13 protein-coding genes are annotated in these 15,363 nt (G+C 66.4%); 7 read left to right on the top strand and 6 right to left on the bottom strand.

The annotated features are described in order from the left end of the window. Positions 1 to 98 precede the first annotated feature (98 nt). Entirely contained in the window at positions 99 to 386 is a 288-nt protein-coding gene (locus tag ASD14_RS01060; RefSeq protein WP_056127640.1) for a DUF2782 domain-containing protein, read from the top strand. Between the two features lie 300 nt (positions 387 to 686). Here the strand turns inward: ASD14_RS01060 and ASD14_RS01055 are convergent, their stop codons facing one another. Together ASD14_RS01055 and uvrD are read right to left on the bottom strand one after the other, a co-directional pair. Further along, a complete protein-coding gene (locus ASD14_RS01055; RefSeq protein WP_056127637.1) occupies positions 687 to 1,055 on the bottom strand; it encodes an HU family DNA-binding protein in 369 nt (122 codons plus the stop codon). Between the two features lie 172 nt (positions 1,056 to 1,227). Further along, entirely contained in the window at positions 1,228 to 3,414 is a 2,187-nt protein-coding gene (gene uvrD, locus ASD14_RS01050; RefSeq protein WP_056127635.1) for a DNA helicase II, read from the bottom strand. A gap of 153 nt (positions 3,415 to 3,567) precedes the next feature. Between uvrD and ASD14_RS01045 the strand changes: the two genes are divergently transcribed. After that, positions 3,568 to 4,497 carry a hypothetical protein gene (locus ASD14_RS01045; RefSeq protein ID WP_056127632.1) on the top strand — a complete coding sequence of 310 codons (930 nt, stop codon included), beginning with the start codon at positions 3,568 to 3,570 and terminating at the stop codon, positions 4,495 to 4,497. A 5-nt stretch (positions 4,498 to 4,502) separates the two neighbouring features. Here the strand turns inward: ASD14_RS01045 and ASD14_RS01040 are convergent, their stop codons facing one another. Both ASD14_RS01040 and ASD14_RS01035 read right to left on the bottom strand, forming a co-directional pair. Continuing rightward, entirely contained in the window at positions 4,503 to 5,150 is a 648-nt protein-coding gene (locus ASD14_RS01040; protein ID WP_056127628.1) for a TIGR00645 family protein, read from the bottom strand. A gap of 283 nt (positions 5,151 to 5,433) precedes the next feature. Beyond that, a complete protein-coding gene (locus ASD14_RS01035) occupies positions 5,434 to 6,528 on the bottom strand; it encodes a saccharopine dehydrogenase NADP-binding domain-containing protein (RefSeq protein WP_056127624.1) in 1,095 nt (364 codons plus the stop codon). A gap of 217 nt (positions 6,529 to 6,745) precedes the next feature. On the opposite strand from ASD14_RS01035, the gene ASD14_RS01030 reads away from it, so the two are divergent. Then, complete coding sequence (locus ASD14_RS01030) at positions 6,746 to 9,061, top strand: S9 family peptidase (RefSeq protein WP_157475005.1); 2,316 nt, start codon at positions 6,746 to 6,748, stop codon at positions 9,059 to 9,061. Positions 9,062 to 9,143: 82 nt separating this feature from the next. After that, on the top strand, positions 9,144 to 10,955 hold the full coding sequence (locus tag ASD14_RS01025; RefSeq protein ID WP_056127617.1) for a DUF885 domain-containing protein: 1,812 nt from the start codon (positions 9,144 to 9,146) through the stop codon (positions 10,953 to 10,955). 53 nt (positions 10,956 to 11,008) lie between these two features. Here ASD14_RS01025 and ASD14_RS01020 read toward each other — a convergent pair whose 3' ends face one another. Continuing rightward, a complete protein-coding gene (locus ASD14_RS01020) occupies positions 11,009 to 11,692 on the bottom strand; it encodes a YdcF family protein (protein ID WP_235565272.1) in 684 nt (227 codons plus the stop codon). Positions 11,693 to 11,853: 161 nt separating this feature from the next. On the opposite strand from ASD14_RS01020, the gene ASD14_RS01015 reads away from it, so the two are divergent. From ASD14_RS01015 to ASD14_RS01005, 3 genes are read left to right on the top strand one after another with little or no spacing between them, the layout of a single operon-like run. Continuing rightward, positions 11,854 to 13,053: a beta-ketoacyl-[acyl-carrier-protein] synthase family protein gene (locus ASD14_RS01015; protein WP_056128795.1), complete on the top strand. Its 1,200-nt coding sequence runs from the start codon at positions 11,854 to 11,856 to the stop codon at positions 13,051 to 13,053. Then, the gene (locus ASD14_RS01010; protein WP_056127611.1) at positions 13,050 to 13,850 is read left to right on the top strand and encodes a beta-ketoacyl synthase chain length factor; all 801 of its coding nucleotides are present in this window, start codon (positions 13,050 to 13,052) and stop codon (positions 13,848 to 13,850) included. Before ASD14_RS01015 ends, ASD14_RS01010 begins: the two co-directional genes overlap by 4 nt. Continuing rightward, positions 13,841 to 14,665, top strand: coding sequence for a glycosyltransferase family 2 protein (locus tag ASD14_RS01005; RefSeq protein ID WP_056127608.1), 825 nt, complete (start codon positions 13,841 to 13,843; stop codon positions 14,663 to 14,665). The genes ASD14_RS01010 and ASD14_RS01005 overlap by 10 nt, the downstream gene beginning before the upstream one ends. A 290-nt stretch (positions 14,666 to 14,955) precedes the next feature. Here the strand turns inward: ASD14_RS01005 and ASD14_RS01000 are convergent, their stop codons facing one another. Beyond that, positions 14,956 to 15,363 (bottom strand): hypothetical protein, encoded by a 408-nt coding sequence (locus ASD14_RS01000; RefSeq protein WP_056127605.1) that lies wholly within the window; start codon positions 15,361 to 15,363, stop codon positions 14,956 to 14,958.

The raw sequence follows: 15,363 nt of genomic DNA, 5'->3' as shown, positions 1-15,363 counted from the left end.
CCGTCGCGATCGTCTTGGCACGCCTCGGCCCGTCGATGCGGCCGTGTCACGCACAGGCGCGTATGCTCCAGCCATTCCTCCTTGCCGTGGAGAACCCCATGCGTGCGATTGCCCCCTTCCTGCTTGTCCTTGCGTTGGCCAGCTGCGCCACGATGGACAGCGACCCCACCGCCGGCCTGGAGAACGCCGACGTCACCAGCCGCGTGGTCGATGGCGACCGCGTCGAGGAATACCGCGTGCAGGGCCAGCTGCAGGTGGTGAAGGTCACGCCGAAGCGTGGCGCGCCGTACTACCTCATCGACAAGAACGGCGATGGGCGCCTCGACAGCAGCGAGGGCGAAGGCCCGGTGTCGCCGGTGATGTGGAAGCTTTTTCAGTGGAACTGAGGTCGACCGGCAACGTTGGGCCGTGATTCGATTCCCGTTTGTAAGCGCGGACAATCCGGTTGGCGGCGAGCCTTGCCCGATGCGGGACGAAATGGAAAAGCACACTGCGCAGGCGCGTCGCTATTGAGTGACAGGCGCTTCGTCATTCCCGCGCAGACCGGAATGACGAGCAAAAAACGGTAATGATTCGCAGAAGGGCAGCACCGCCGAGCGCTGCGTGCGGAAAAAGCGCCTACCGCTGCAGAAACAACAAGGCCCGCTTTCGCGGGCCTTGTCGATCACGGCAGCAGGATCCGGGGATCAGGCCGCAGCGTCCTTGAGCTTCTTCAGCGCGCGGACCTTGATCTTGACGGTGGCCGGCTTGGCAGCGAACCACTGCTCTTCCTTGGTGAACGGGTTGATGCCCTTGCGCTTCGGCTTGGCCGGAACGTTCACCACGTTGATCTTCAGCAGGCCCGGCAGGGTGAATGCACCCGCGCCCTTCTTGCTGACCGAAGCATGCACCGTCGTTTCCAGTGCGCCGATGACCGCACGCACGTCCTTCGCGGCAACGCCCGTGGTTTCGGACAGGTGAGCGACCAGGCCGGACTTGCCCAGCACTTCCTTGATCGGCTTGACGGCGGCCGGCTTCGCAGCGGCCTTCTTCGGAGCAGCTTTTTTCTTCGCCATTTTTGTATGTCCCCCGGATGGAGAGTTGATTTGAGGTATGCCTGGAAAAACCCCTCGGCAAGCGGAATGTAGGGCACAAAAGCCGCGCCGCCAAGCGTCTTTTTGCACTTTTTTCAGTTTTTTTCAGGACGTGGCGACGGATGGCGCTCGCCGGCGACCAACTGCAGCCGTTTCAGACGGGTTGCAGGTTGGACGACGACAGCTTCAACCACTTGCTGCCGGCGCTCTCGAAATTGACCTGCACGTTCGCATAGGCGCCGCTGCCGACGAAATCGGTGACCACGCCCGGGCCGTAACTGGGGTGCACGACGTCCTGTCCGAGCCGAAACGCAGGCACGTCGATCGCTGCATGGCCAAGATCGCGGCGCGGCTGCGACGAATACATCGGACGCGACACCTGCACCTTCGGCCGCACTTCATGGAGCAGTGCAGCAGGGATTTCGCGCAAAAACCGCGACGGCGTGCCGTACATGTCCATGCCGTGGATGCGCCGCGTTTCCGCGTAACTGAGCACGAGCTTCTGGCGCGCGCGGGTGATGCCGACGTAGGCGAGGCGGCGTTCCTCCTCGACGCGACCGGCTTCTTCCGACGATTTCAGGCTCGGAAACAGGCCTTCTTCCAGCCCGCCGAGGAACACCAGCGGGAACTCCAGCCCCTTCGCGCTGTGCAGCGTCATCAGCTGCACGCTGTTCTCGCCCGCCTGGGCCTGGCCTTCGCCGGCTTCGAGCGCGGCATAGCTGAGGAAGGCGACGAGTTCCGGCATGGCCGCGGCCTCCTCCTCGTCTTCGCCGCCGGTGAAGCGCGAGGCGACGGACACGAGTTCGTCGAGGTTGTCAGTACGCGAATCGAGCTGCCCGCGCGACTCGTTGGCGTAGTGCTCGCGCAGTCCGGAGCGGACGAGCACGTGGTCGATCTTGTCCGGCAGCGTGCGCGTTTCGACTTCGTTGGACAGATCGTCGACCAGCAGCAGGAAGCCGGCCAGCGCATTGCGCGAACGCGCCGGCAAGGTGTTGTCGCGGGTGACGCGCAATGCGGCTTCCCACAAGGCGACGCTGTCGGCCCGGGCGCGCTTGCGCACCTCCTCCAGCGTGCGATCGCCGATCCCACGCGGCGGCATGTTGACCGAACGCTCGAACGCGGCGTCGTCCACGCGCGAGGCGATCAGGCGCATGTAAGCCAGCGCGTCCTTGATCTCCGCGCGTTCGAAGAAGCGCATGCCGCCATAGACGCGGAACGGAATCCGCGGCTCTTCCTGCAGCACTTCTTCGTACGCGCGCGACTGTGCGTTGCTGCGGTAAAGGATCGCGACATCGCCGTGATCGCCGCCATCGCGCACCCACTGGCGGATGCGTTCGACGACGAAGCGGGCCTCATCCATTTCGTTGTACGCGGCATACACGTCGATCGGATCGCCATGGCCGGTGTCGGTCCACAGCTTCTTGCCCAGGCGATCCGGGTTGTGGGCGATCACCGCATTGGCAGCTTCGAGAATCGTGCTGGTGGAACGGTAGTTCTGTTCGAGGCGGATCGTCTGCGCATCCGAGAAATCCCGCAGGAAACGCTGCATGTTCTCGACTTTCGCGCCGCGCCAGCCATAGATCGACTGGTCATCGTCGCCGACCACGAATACATGGCCGCTCTCGCCGGCGAGCACGCGGATGAAGGCGTACTGGATCGCGTTGGTGTCCTGGAATTCGTCGACCAGGATCTCGCGGAAGCGATGGCGGTAATGCGCCAGCAGCGCCGGGTTGTCGCGCAGCAATTCGTGCGCGCGCAGCAGCAATTCGGCGAAATCGACCAGGCCGGCGCGATCGCAACGCTCCTGGTATAGCGCGTAGCAGCGGTGCATGACGTCCAGCCATTCGTCGCGTGCGTCGGGCTGGATGTTCTGCGGACGCCGGCCTTCGTCCTTCTGCGCGTTGATCCACCACACGATCTGCCGCGGCGGAAAACGCGCGTCGTCGAGTTCCAACTGCTGCACCACGCGCTTGACCAGGCGCAGCTGGTCGTCGCTGTCGAGCACCTGGAAGCCTTCCGGCAGCTTCGCCTCCTGCCAGTGCAGGCGCAGCAGGCGGTGCGCGATGCCATGGAAGGTACCGATCCACATGCCGCGCGCACCATGGCGCAGCAGGTGCTCGGCGCGCGCGCGCATCTCGCCGGAGGCCTTGTTGGTGAAGGTCACCGCGAGGATGCCGTGCGGGGGCACGCCGAAGACCTCGTTGAGCCACGCAATGCGGTGGGTGAGCACGCGGGTCTTGCCGGAACCGGCACCGGCGAGAACGAGATAGTGGCCTGGCGGAGCGCTGACCGCCTCGCGCTGGGCGGGGTTCAGCGCGTCGAGGAAATGCGAAACATCCATGCCGGCATTCTACCGGCCACGCGTGTCGCTCATTGAGAACGCAGGTTGAGGACGCCGTCGGGAAAGGCGGCCTTCACGGTTTCGGCGGCACAGTGGCGCGGACACTGCCGGACGCCGCTTCCCATGTTCAGATCGTTGCGACCCGCCTCCCTCATGGCAATGCGCGCCCTGGTTCCTGCGTGCCTGCTTGCTGCATCGGTGCAAGCTTCGCCCAATGCACTGGAGATCGACGGCGACATGCTGACTGCCGGCGGTCGCACGCTCCGGATCAGCATCGCGCCAGAAATCGACGCAACGCGCACGCGCATGCTGCGCGAGTGGATCGCCGAAGCGGCGCGGGCAAGCCTGGGCGCGTACGGTCGTTTCCCGCTCGAAGAGGCGACCGTACGCATCAGCGAGGTCGACCGGCGCAGCGACAGTCCCGTTCCCTGGGGCCAGACTTCACGTCGCGGATCGGTCGCGGTGCTGCTCTACGTGCGCAAGGGCGCGAGCCTTGAAGAACTGCGCGCCGACTGGACTGCGGTACATGAACTTTCGCACCTGTTCCACCCCTACCTGGGCGATGACGGGCGTTGGCTCGCGGAAGGCCTGGCGAGCTATTACCAGAACGTCCTGCGTGCCCGCAGCGGATCGCTTGGCGAAGAGGAAGTCTGGCGCCGTCTCGACGCCGGTTTCGGCCGCGGCCAGCGCGAAGGCAGCGGCCTGCGACTCGACGAACTGAGCCCCGGTCGCCGCGGCACGATGCGGGTGTACTGGGCCGGCGCCGCGTACTGGCTCGAGAGGGACCTCGCGCTGCGTCGCGCCGGCAGCAGCCTGGACGACGTGCTTTCCCGCTATTCGGATTGCTGCCTGCGTGGTAGCGGCGCAGTGGCACCCGAGGATTTCGTCACCCAGCTGGATCGCATCGCCGGCGGCGCCGGTTTCCGCGACCGCTACCGGGAGTACGCCGCATCGCGCGAATTTCCGTCGCTGGATTCCAGCTACGCCGCGCTTGGCCTTGCGCGATCCGCCGACGGCGGACTGCGGTTTTCGGATCGCGCGAGCGCCGTTGCGCTGCGTCGCGCGATCATGCAGCGCCGCTGAACGCTTCAGTGCGCGTGGGCGTGTTCGCGCTTGCTGGTCGTACCGGTCATCAGCTTGTCGGTGTAGGCAATGCCGATCGCCGAGACGATGAAGAGCCCATGGATGATCGTCTGCCACATCACGCCAGCGGTGGTGATCGACGTACACGCCTTCAGCTTCTGCCCGGCATCGATCAGCGGCTGCATCAGCTTCACGGCCTCGATGCCGGCGGCAGTGCTGCACAACGGCAAGCCATCGACCATGCCGACTTCGATGAAGCTCTTGAGCAGGTGGATCGAGGAGATGCCGATGATCGCCATCGCCAGCTTCACCTTCAGCACGCTCGCGTTCACATGGCTCAGCCATTCCGGCTGGTCCGGGTGGCCTTCCAGGCGCAGGCGCGAGACGAAGGTTTCGTAACCGCCGACGATCACCATCATCAACAGGTTCGAGATCATCACCACGTCGATCAGGCCGAGCACGATCAGCATGATGTCCTGCTCGCTCAGCCGCGGCGTCTCGTGGATGAGGTGCCACAGCTCCTTGGCGAACAGGAAGACATACACGCCCTGCGCGACGATCAGGCCCAGGTACAGCGGCAGCTGCAGCCAGCGCGAGGAGAAGATCAGCGCAGGCAGCGGATTGAGGCGGGCATCGGAACGGACGTCGGACATTGGATGCGGTTGCTTTTCAGGGACGCCGCAGGGTAGCGGCCGCTGGTGACGCTGCCAAGTCGCGCCGGTTTGCGTTTCTTGCCCGTCATCCCGGGAAGTGCTTCACCACAACCGGAGGCTGGTCAGGCGGGAAGGGCCTTTCCACAGTGCGAAGCGCTGGTCATCCGGTGACTGATGCTTTTGCTCGCCAAGCATGTACAGACAGTTCCACGGCAATCTCCAAGTCACTGGATTCCCGCCTTCGCGGGAATGACGAGCGGCAAGATAGCGTCCGTGGCAAGCCTCATACCGGGCCCACGATCGCCACGCCCGGCAATTCCAGCACGTAATCCGGCCCCATCAGCTGCGAAGGCGTGTAGTACCCGCCAGGCGGTGCCGGGTTGTCGAGGAAGCACTGCACGATCCCGAGCGACGCATCGACCGTCAGCGCATAGCCGTTCGGCGTGACCATGCGCCGCACTTGCGCGCGGCCGTTGCCGCGCACTTCGCCCCAGAAGTGCGCCTGCGTGTCCGCACGCGTCCGCGCATCCGGACCTTTCACGCTGCGCTCGACGCGGCGCTTGAGCCAGCGCTGCACGACTTGCATGCGCAGCAGCGGTCCTAGCATGCGCAGGCGGCGGATGCGCGCGATGCTTTTCGGGGAGGCGGTGGTATAGACCTCGATGTCCGGAATGCCGGTGCTGACGTACGCGGTGTAGACGTCGCCCCACGGGATCGTCATCGCCATGCGGTCGGCGCCATCGCGGGTGAAGGTGCGCGTCTTCCACGCCAGCGGCACACGCTTGAGCTCGCCGTTTTCGCGTACACGCCCACCGCTGCCGAGGCCTTCCACGCTGGTCTTCGCGGTGCCCGGGCTGAACCCGCCGCCGCCTTCGAACGCGAGCACCAGCGAGGTCGCCCATGGATTGTCGCGATGCAACTGCGCGGCGAGGCAATCACTGGGCACTACGTCGAAGCCGACGCCGGGCGCCACCACGATTCCGGCTTCCTGCGCGCGTGCATGCTGCGCGTGGCAATGCGCGAAGACGTCAATCTCGCCGGTGATGTCGAGGTAATGCGTGCGCCTGGCGAGGCAGCCTTCGAGCATCGGCGCGCTGGTGGCGGAGAACGGGCCGGCGCAATGCAACACCAGGTCAATGCCACGCAATCCCTCTTCGACCGCGGTAGGCAGGTCGAGAGGAAACTGACGCCAGCGCAAGCCCAGTTCGTCGGCCAGCACGCGCAGCGCGGCTTCGTTGCGGCCCGCCAGTACCGGTTGCAGGCCGCGCCTGGCGGCTTCGGCGGCGATCAGGCGGCCGGTGTAGCCGGTGGCGCCGTAAATCATCCATTGCATGGGGAAGTCCTCGCGTTGCGATGGTTGCTCTGGCTCGTCACTCATGCAAAAGCAGGCGTCGTCGGGAGAGCGAAGTCATTGGATGACCAGCGCCTCGCGCTGTGGAAAAGCGCTTCCTGCCTGACCAGCCACCGGCTGTGGTGAAGCACTTCGCGGGAATGACGAGACAAGGCAAAAGCAACCCTACAATCGGCATCCTATCCACTCACCGGAGCATGCGCCCATGCGCTGGCCCGCTTTCCTCGTCGCCGTCACATTCGCCATGAGCGCCCAAGCCCAATTGCCCTCCACCACCGCCAGCAAGCTCACGCTCGAAGCGATCGCGGGCGATGCGCCGCTCTCCGGGCCGAGCCTCGAGAAGCCCGCGATCTCCCCGGATGGCAGCCGCGTCACTTTCCTGCGCGGCAAGAGCGACAACAAGAATCGCCTCGACCTGTGGGCGTACGACGTCGCCAGCGGCAGGACGCAGATGCTGGTCGACAGCAACGTCGTGCTGCCCGGCGAGGAAGTGCTGAGCGATGCCGAGAAGGCGCGCCGTGAACGCGCGCGCACCGCGTCGCTGAGCGGCATCATCGAATACCAGTGGTCGCCCGATGGAAAGGCGCTGCTGTTCCCGCTCGGTGGCGAGCTGTACCTGTACGACCTCGGCAAGAGCGGCAAGGACGCGGTGCGCAAGCTCACCAATGGCGAAGGTTTCGCAACCGATCCGAAGATCTCGCCGGAGGGCGGCTTCGTCAGCTTCATCCGCGAGCGCAACCTGTGGGTGATCGACCTGGCTTCCGGCAAGCAGGCCCAGCTCACCCGCGACGGCAGCGACACCATCGGCAATGGCGTGGCGGAATTCGTCGCCGACGAGGAAATGGATCGCCACACCGGTTACTGGTGGGCGCCGGATGATTCGGCAATCGCCTTCACCCGCATCGACGAATCGCCGGTGCCGGTGCAGAAGCGCTACGAGGTCTATCCGGATCGCACCGAAGTCGTCGAGCAGCGCTATCCCGCCGCCGGCGACCGCAACGTGCTGATCACCCTGCACGTGGCCGGCATCGCCCCGATCGGCAAGCCCGTGCCGACGAGCGAACATGCGATCGACACGAAAGACGGCCCCGCGCGCGTGCGCCTTCAGGCACGCATGTCGCCCGTGGCCACGCGCACGATCGACCTCGGTCCGGATACCGATATCTACCTGGCCCGCGTCGACTGGCGCGATCCGCAGCACCTGACCTTCCAGCGCCAGTCGCGGGACCAGAAGAAGCTGGAGCTGGTCGAAGCCGACCTGGTGAGCGGCAAGCAGCGCACCCTCATCACCGAAACGGGCACGACGTGGGTGCCGCTGCACAACAACCTGCGTTTCCTCAAGGACGGCCGCCTGCTGTGGTCGTCGGAACGCAGCGGCTTCGAGCACCTGTATGTCGTCGACGCGAAGGGCCATGCGAATGCGCTGACTTCGGGGAACTGGCCGGTCGACAACGTCCTCGCGGTGGATGAAACCAGTGGCTTCGTCTACTTCGCCGCGGGCAAGGACTCGCCGCTGGACGTGCAGGTGTATCGCGTTGCGCTTCCCCCTTCGACTTCGGCTTCGCCTACGCTGAGCGGAATCGAGCGCCTGTCGAAGCCGGACGGCACGCACAAGGCCACGTTCGCCGGCAACGCCAGCGTCTACGTCGACAACTGGTCGACGCCGGACACGCCGCCGCAGCTGCAGTTGTTCCGCAACGACGGCACGCTGATCGCGACGCTGCTCGACAACGACATCATCGACCCGAAGCATCCCTATGCGAAGTACCGCGCCGCGCAGCGTCCACTCGAGTTCGGCACGCTCACCGCGGCCGACGGGAAAACCACGCTGCACTACAGCCTGGTCAAGCCGGCCGGCTTCGATCCTTCGAAGCGCTATCCGGTGGTCGTGTTCGTCTACGGCGGCCCGGCCTCGCAGACGGTCGTGCGCAGCTGGCCGGGGCGCGGAGACCACTGGTTCAACCAGTACCTCGCGCAGAACGGTTACGCCGTCTTCTCGATCGACAACCGCGGCACGCCACGCCGCGGCGCTGCCTTCGGTGGCGCGTTGTATGGCAAGCAGGGCACCGTCGAAGTCGAAGACCAGCTCGCCGGCGTGAAGTGGCTGAAGTCGCAATCGTGGGTCGACGGCGAACGCATCGGCGTGCACGGCTGGTCGAACGGCGGCTACATGACGCTGATGCTGCTGGCGAAGGCGAGCGACCAGTACGCCTGCGGCATCGCCGGCGCGCCGGTCACCGACTGGGGCCTGTACGACACCCACTACACCGAGCGCTATATGAACCTGCCGGCCGCGAACACCGACGGCTACCGCGACGCCCGCGTGCTGCAGCACATCGGCGGCCTCACCTCGAAGCTCCTGCTCGTACACGGCATGGCCGACGACAACGTGCTGTTCTCCAACTCCACCGCGCTGATGAGCGCGCTGCAGAAGCGCGGCCAGCCGTTCGAACTGATGACGTACCCGGGCGCGAAGCATGGGCTGCGCGGCACTGACCTGCTGCACCGGCTGCGGGTGAGTGCCGATTTCTTCGATCGTTGCCTGCGTCCCGGGCAATAAAAGGATCCATGCCGTGACCTTCGGCGCATGGTTCGCGCATGAAGCCGGCCCATGCTGCGCCGTCCACCCAAGGAGCTATCCCGTGACCAGGTCCCCCGCACTCGCGCCACTTTTCTTCGCCGTGTCCCTGGCGCTGTTCGCGCCCGCTACCGTGCTCGCGCAGGCGGCACCTGCGGCGAAGCCGGCTTCGGCTCGCCCCGCCGCCCCGTCGTGGGTAGCGAAGAGCAACGAATACACCCAGATCCTGATCAAGGCGCAGGCGCCGTTCCAGCCGGAACAGGTGTCGTTCTTCGGCGTACCGGGCTTCGACGACCAGGTGTTCGACTTCGGGCCCAACTACGCAAAGCGTTTCCGCGAGGCCACCGCGAAGGCCAAGGCCGAACTGCAGGCGAAGGCGGCGAGTGAAACCGACGCGAACGTGAAACAGGACATCGCGATCCTGCTGCGCGCCGCGGACGACCAGATCGAAGCCAGCCAGGTCAACGAGAAGCTGACGCGTCCGTGGCTCGATGCGGGCCAGACCATCTTCCAGGGCATGCAGTCGCTGCTCTCCGACCAGACGCCGCAGGAGCGTCGCGCCAAGGCGGTGCAGCGGCTGCAGCGCTACGTCGGCGTGATGCCCGGCACCACGCCGCTGACCACGCTCGCGCGCCAGCGTTACGAGGAACGTAGTGAGAAGGGGCTGCTGCAGCCCACCCAGATCGAGGTGCAGCAGTCGCTCGATAACGCGAAGACCTACGTGCAGGGGATCCGCGACCTCTTCGCCAAGTACAAGCTCGATGGCGAAGCCGCCACCGCACTCGATGCGCTGGACAAGCAGCTGGCCGACTACAACGCATGGTCGAAGTCGACCGTGCTGCCGACCGCGCGCACCGATTACAAGCTGCCCGCGGAGCTGTACGCGTTGTCGTTGAAGAACTACGGCATCGACATCGACCCGCGCGTGCTGATCGAACGCGCGCAGCTGGAGTTCATGGAAACCCGCAACGCGATGCAGCAGCTCGCGCCGCTGGTGGCGAAGGCGAAGGGCCTGAAGTCGACGAACTACGTCGAAGTGATCCGTGAGCTCAAGCAGCCGCAGCTGAAGAACGACCAGATCGAGCCGCATTACCGCAACACGGTCATGCCGGAGCTCGATCGCCTGATCGCCGCCAACAAGGTCGTTTCCCTGCCGCAGCGCCCGATGCAGATGCGCCTGGGAACGCCGGCCGAAAGCGCCGCGCAGCCCGCGCCGCACTTCCTGCCGGCGCCGCTGATCGGCAACACCGGGCAGCAGGGCACCTTCGTGCTGCCCTTGGGCAATCCGAACGCGGGCGCCGACGGCCCCTACGACGACTTCAACTATCCGGCGGGTGCGTGGACGCTCACCGCGCACGAGGGCCGTCCCGGCCACGAGCTGCAGTTCACCGCGATGGTCGAGCGCGGCGTGTCGCTGGCGCGCACGCTGTACGCGTTCAATTCGGTGAACGTCGAAGGCTGGGCGTTGTATGCCGAAGCCGAGATGGTTCCGTACGAACCGCTCGAAGGCCAGCTGATCGCCCTGCAGTTCCGCCTGTTGCGCGCGGCGCGCGCGATGCTCGATCCGATGATCAACCTCGGACTGACCGACCGCGATACCGCGTTCAAGGTGCTGACCGAACAGGCCGGCTACTCGAAGGCGATGGCGCGCCAGGAAGTCGATCGTTATTCGGTGAAGTCCCCAGGCCAGGCCGGCAGTTACTTCTACGGCTATTCGCGGATCATGCAGCTGCGCGCGGAAACCGAGATCGCGCTGGGCGACCGGTTCGATCGCAAGGCGTTCAACGACTTCCTGCTCGACCAGGGCCTGCTGCCGCCGGCCTTGCTGGCGAAGGCGGTGCGCGAGGAATTCGTGCCGGCGCGCAAGGCGAAGTAAGCGCGGCCTGGATGCTTCGAACAGGGATGGCGACTCGCGTCGCCATCCCTTTTTTACGTTACCCGTTGCAGCATCCGCTGGTGGCCGATCAAACGCGCCCAGCGCGTTCCCAGGTCGATCCAGCACACGTACGCCGCTTCGCCCGCGAGCCGCCACAGCGTGCCGGGGCCGAGCCGGAGCTTCGCTTCGGCCGCGCACAATTCCCAGTCGTAGCCGAGCTGGTTCGCGAACAGCGCGCAGCGCGCGAGGTGGTAACGGTTGCTGAGCAGCGTCACGCGCGTGCGCATGCCCTCGCCGAGCAGCAGGCGCGCGTTGCGCAGGTTCTGCAGCGTGTCGCGCGACTGCGATTCCATCTGCATCGCGACTTCGCGGTCCAGCCCGCGCGCGTGCAGGGCATCGCGCGCGACTTCGGCCTCGCTGCGCTCGCCCTGCGCTCCGCCACCCAGCAGCACGAGGCTGCGTCGCGGCGCGTGTTGCCACAGCGACACCGCGCGATCCAGCCGCGCAGCGAAGTCGCGGTCGATGCGGCCGCGCGGCGCGTTCTTGCCGAACAGCAGCACGCAGTCGCCATGCTGCGGCTCGCAAGGGGCGCGCTTCGCGACGCGCAACACGTGCACGAAATAGCCCACGTACACCAGCCCAGCGCTCAGCACGCACGCCGACAGCGCGACCACGCCGGCATGCAGCACGTCGCGGTCGATGGCGAGGGAAAAACGGTGGACGATCCGGCTGCTCATGGCCGAGGTTTTCATGGAGATCTGCTGCGGGCCCGTGACGCAAGGATAAATCGGCGGGCCGCGCGGCGCGCGTGCCATGGACCCCCGCTGGCTATACTCCGGCCCCTGTCACAAAGGAGCAATGCGTGTCGCCGATGTCGTCGCATGTCCGCCCGCCGCCGATGGCGCCGCTGGCGATCCGCGCGTACACCGCCACCACCGCGCTCGGCCGCGGCTGCGAGGCGCAGTTCCGCGCGTTGCGTGAACGCCGCGGTGGCCTGCGGCGCAACGACCTGCCCGTGCTCGCGCCAGGCCAGGAGCCGCTGGATTGCTGGATCGGCCGCGTCGAAGGCCTGGAAGACGCCGCGCTTCCCCCCGAGTTCGCGCAATGGGAATGCCGCAACAACCGGCTCGCATGGCTCGCGCTGCAGCAGGATGGAATGCGCGAAGCGGTCGCCGCTGCCGCCGCGCGCCACGGAGCTGAACGCGTTGCGGTGGTGATCGGCACTTCGACCGCCAGCATCGGTGCCACCGAGGAAGGCTACGCGCGGCTCGAAAACGGCGCGATGCCCGCCGACCTGCACCGGCCGATGATCCATGCACCGCACTCGCCCGGCGGCTTCGTCCAGGCCGCCACCGGCCTGCGTGGTCCGTGCGTGACAGTCGCCACTGCGTGTTCATCCAGCGCGAAGGTGTTCGCGCAGGCCGCGCGCCTGATCGAGGCGAATCTGTGCGATGCCGCGCTCGTCGGCGGGATCGATACGCTCTGCGGCAGCGTCCTGTTCGGTTTCAACTCCTTGCAACTGGTGTCGAGCGATCCGTGCCGACCGTTCGACGCCGCGCGCACCGGTCTGTCGCTCGGGGAAGCCGGCGGTTATGCGTTGCTGGAACGCGCCACCGACGCGCCGTCCATGCTGCAACTGCGCGGCTACGGCGAATCCAGCGACGCGTACCACATGTCGACGCCGCATCCGCAGGGGCTCGGCGCGCAACTGGCCATGCGTGATGCGCTGGCGCGCGCAGGCCTCGAACCCGATGACGTCGGTTATCTGAACCTGCACGGCACCGCGACACCGGCGAACGACTCCGTCGAAGCGCTCGCGGTCGCGGCGCTGTTCCCCGAGACGCTGCACGCCAGCTCGACCAAGGGCTGGACCGGGCACACGCTGGGCGCGGCCGGCATCGTCGAATCGGTGATCGCCCTGCTTGCGCTCGAACACGGCGAGCTGCCCGGCATCCTCAACAGCGACACACCCGATCCCGCGTGCGGTCCGCAGATCCGCTTCGACAATGCGCGACGTCCGATCACGCACGCGATGAACAATTCGTTCGGCTTCGGCGGCAACAACTGCTCGCTGGTATTCGGCCGGGCTCCTGCATGACGCCGTTGCAGGCCACCATCGAAGGAGTCGGTTTCTGGGCGCCTGGCCTGCCGTCGTGGGATGCCGCCCGCGCGTACGCGAACGGTGGCGAACTGGTGGCCGATGCGCCGGCACGTCCGTCGCCGCAACTGCTCGCTCCCAACGAACGGCGACGCGCACCGGAGCCGGTCGCGGTCGCGCTGGAAGTCGCGCTCGCCGCCTGCACCGCGGCCGGACGCGAGCCCATCGCATTGCCTTCGGTGTTTGCCTCGGCGAGCGGCGACCTGGTGATCACCGACTACATGTGCGCCGCGCTCGCGAGCGATCCGCGCAGCATTTCGCCGACCCGCTTCCACAATTCCGTGCACAACGCGGCGGCGGGCTACTGGACGATCGGCACCGGCGCGATGCAGCCCACGACAGCCCTCAGCGCAGGCGATGCCACGTTTGCGCAGGCACTGATCGAAGCACTGGCCCAGTTGGCCAGCGGCGCCGAAGCGGTACTGCTGGCCGCTTACGACGGCGCATCGGCTGGCCCACTGAGGCAGGTGGTTCCGAGCGAAGGCCTGCTCGGCGCGGCGATGGTGCTGTCGCGACACGCGCGCGAAGGCGCTCCCGTGATCGCGCTCGAGCTGGGCGAGGATCGTGGCGAGGCATCTTCCGGCGGCGTGCTGTCGAAGCAAGCGGCCGGCAATGCCATGGCGCAGATGCTGCCGGTGTTCGATGCACTCGCCCGCGACGGCGCGCGTGGTAGTGAAGACTCCGTAATCCTGCGCGCCGGGGCCGGGCGTGCACTGACCGTCAGGATCTGCAGGTGATCGAACGCAACGACGTCTACATCGTGATTCCCGCCCTCAACGAGGCGCTGCGCATCCGCGGCGTCGTCGAAGGCGCGCTGCGGGAATGCCCCAACGTCATCCTGGTCGATGACGGTTCCGACGATGGCACCGGCGAACAGATCGCCGGCCTGCCGGTGATCGTGCTGCGCCATGCGCAGCGCATGGGCAAGGGCGCGGCCCTGCGCGACGGTTTTGCAGAGGCGCTGCGCCGTGGCGCACGCGGGATCATCACCATGGACGGCGATGGCCAGCACGATGCGGCCGATATTCCGCGCCTCATCGATGCCGCCAACGCCTACCCCGACCACATCGTGATCGGCGCGCGCCTGCGCAAGCGCGCCGCGCAGCCGGGCTATCGCCGTCTCGCCAACGAATTCGGCGACTGGGGCATTTCCTGGGGCTGCGGCTTCCTCGTCGCCGATACGCAGAGCGGGCAGCGCTTCTATCCGGCCAAGGTCGCAAGGCTCGGCGACGTGCCGGGCGAGGATTTCGTGTTCGAAGCGCAGATCCTGATCACCGCGGCGCGCCAGCTGGGCGTGCGCTGCGTGTCGGTGCCGATCGAATCGCGCTACCAGGGCGTGGAGCCCGAAGGGCCGCAGTTCCGCAAGAGCCACTTCCGCCCGCTGCGCGACCTGTGGCGCATCACCTCGCACGTCGTGAAGCAGGTGTGGGGCTACGGCAACATCATGGGCGAATACCGGACGACGCGCGCGAATCCGCCGGTGATCCATGATCCGAGTGGGGAATTTGCTTCGGCGCCGGTGTTGCGGGATGCGGTGGGCAGGAACGCGTAGCGCTCCGGCGTTCACGCACTGGAGGGCTGGTTGGCTCGAGCCGTTCGTTGCTCTTGCTCGTGTTGCTCTTGCTCGTGCTTCTTTTGCTCGTCATTCCCGCGAAAGCGGGAATCCAGTGTCTTTGCTCTTGCTGGTCTGCAGGCAAGGCAAAAACAAAGTCGCTGGATTCCCGCTTTCGCGGGAATGACGAGCAAAAACAAAAGCGGTGACGGAAGCGTCGCGAGCTGGAGCACCGGACGCCATCAACCACGGTCTGCCGATTACCTGCCCATCGACTACTTGCCGCCGGACTATTCCTCGATCACGTAGATCGCAATGCCTTCCGCGCGTTGCTGCGCGGTCGGAATCCCCAGCCCGACCGATGCGCCACTGTGGCGCCCGTACGTCCCACCGCCGACGCCAAGGCTCACCGGCGACCCTGTCTGGTCGACACCGAGCAGGATCACGCCGTTCGCTCCGAGCTTGGCCGCTTCGCGCGCGAGCCGGTCGATCGCGGCATTGATCTGGCCCTGCGTGCCGAAGCCCACTGCGCTCTTCGCGTCCAGGCGGGCGACTTCCTCGTACCGCTTCGGCGGCACCTGGTAGACCTTGACCTGGGCCGGATCGATCGCCGGCCGGGTCTGGCCGAGCATCACGTGGTGGGTGCTGGCACAGCCCGCGAGTAAAAGAACCAGCAAAGCAACGAGAAGCCTGCGCAT

Origin of the sequence: Lysobacter sp. Root494, from assembly GCF_001427225.1 — a bacterium.
Classification (GTDB): domain Bacteria; phylum Pseudomonadota; class Gammaproteobacteria; order Xanthomonadales; family Xanthomonadaceae; genus Agrilutibacter.
The sequence above is the reverse complement of the archived record's forward strand: the minus strand, read 5'-3'. Positions and strand labels throughout refer to the sequence as shown.

Excerpts from the sequence above, each read along its gene's own strand:
- ASD14_RS01060 (WP_056127640.1), top strand. The coding sequence starts at position 99 with ATGCGTGCGATTGCCCCCTTCCTGCTTGTCCTTGCGTTGGCCAGCTGC.
- ASD14_RS01055 (WP_056127637.1), bottom strand. The coding sequence starts at position 1,055 with ATGGCGAAGAAAAAAGCTGCTCCGAAGAAGGCCGCTGCGAAGCCGGCC.
- uvrD (WP_056127635.1), bottom strand. The coding sequence starts at position 3,414 with ATGGATGTTTCGCATTTCCTCGACGCGCTGAACCCCGCCCAGCGCGAG.
- ASD14_RS01045 (WP_056127632.1), top strand. The coding sequence starts at position 3,568 with ATGGCAATGCGCGCCCTGGTTCCTGCGTGCCTGCTTGCTGCATCGGTG.
- ASD14_RS01040 (WP_056127628.1), bottom strand. The coding sequence starts at position 5,150 with ATGTCCGACGTCCGTTCCGATGCCCGCCTCAATCCGCTGCCTGCGCTG.
- ASD14_RS01035 (WP_056127624.1), bottom strand. The coding sequence starts at position 6,528 with ATGAGTGACGAGCCAGAGCAACCATCGCAACGCGAGGACTTCCCCATG.
- ASD14_RS01030 (WP_157475005.1), top strand. The coding sequence starts at position 6,746 with ATGAGCGCCCAAGCCCAATTGCCCTCCACCACCGCCAGCAAGCTCACG.
- ASD14_RS01020 (WP_235565272.1), bottom strand. The coding sequence starts at position 11,692 with ATGAGCAGCCGGATCGTCCACCGTTTTTCCCTCGCCATCGACCGCGAC.
- ASD14_RS01015 (WP_056128795.1), top strand. The coding sequence starts at position 11,854 with ATGGCGCCGCTGGCGATCCGCGCGTACACCGCCACCACCGCGCTCGGC.
- ASD14_RS01010 (WP_056127611.1), top strand. The coding sequence starts at position 13,050 with ATGACGCCGTTGCAGGCCACCATCGAAGGAGTCGGTTTCTGGGCGCCT.
- ASD14_RS01000 (WP_056127605.1), bottom strand. The coding sequence starts at position 15,363 with ATGCGCAGGCTTCTCGTTGCTTTGCTGGTTCTTTTACTCGCGGGCTGT.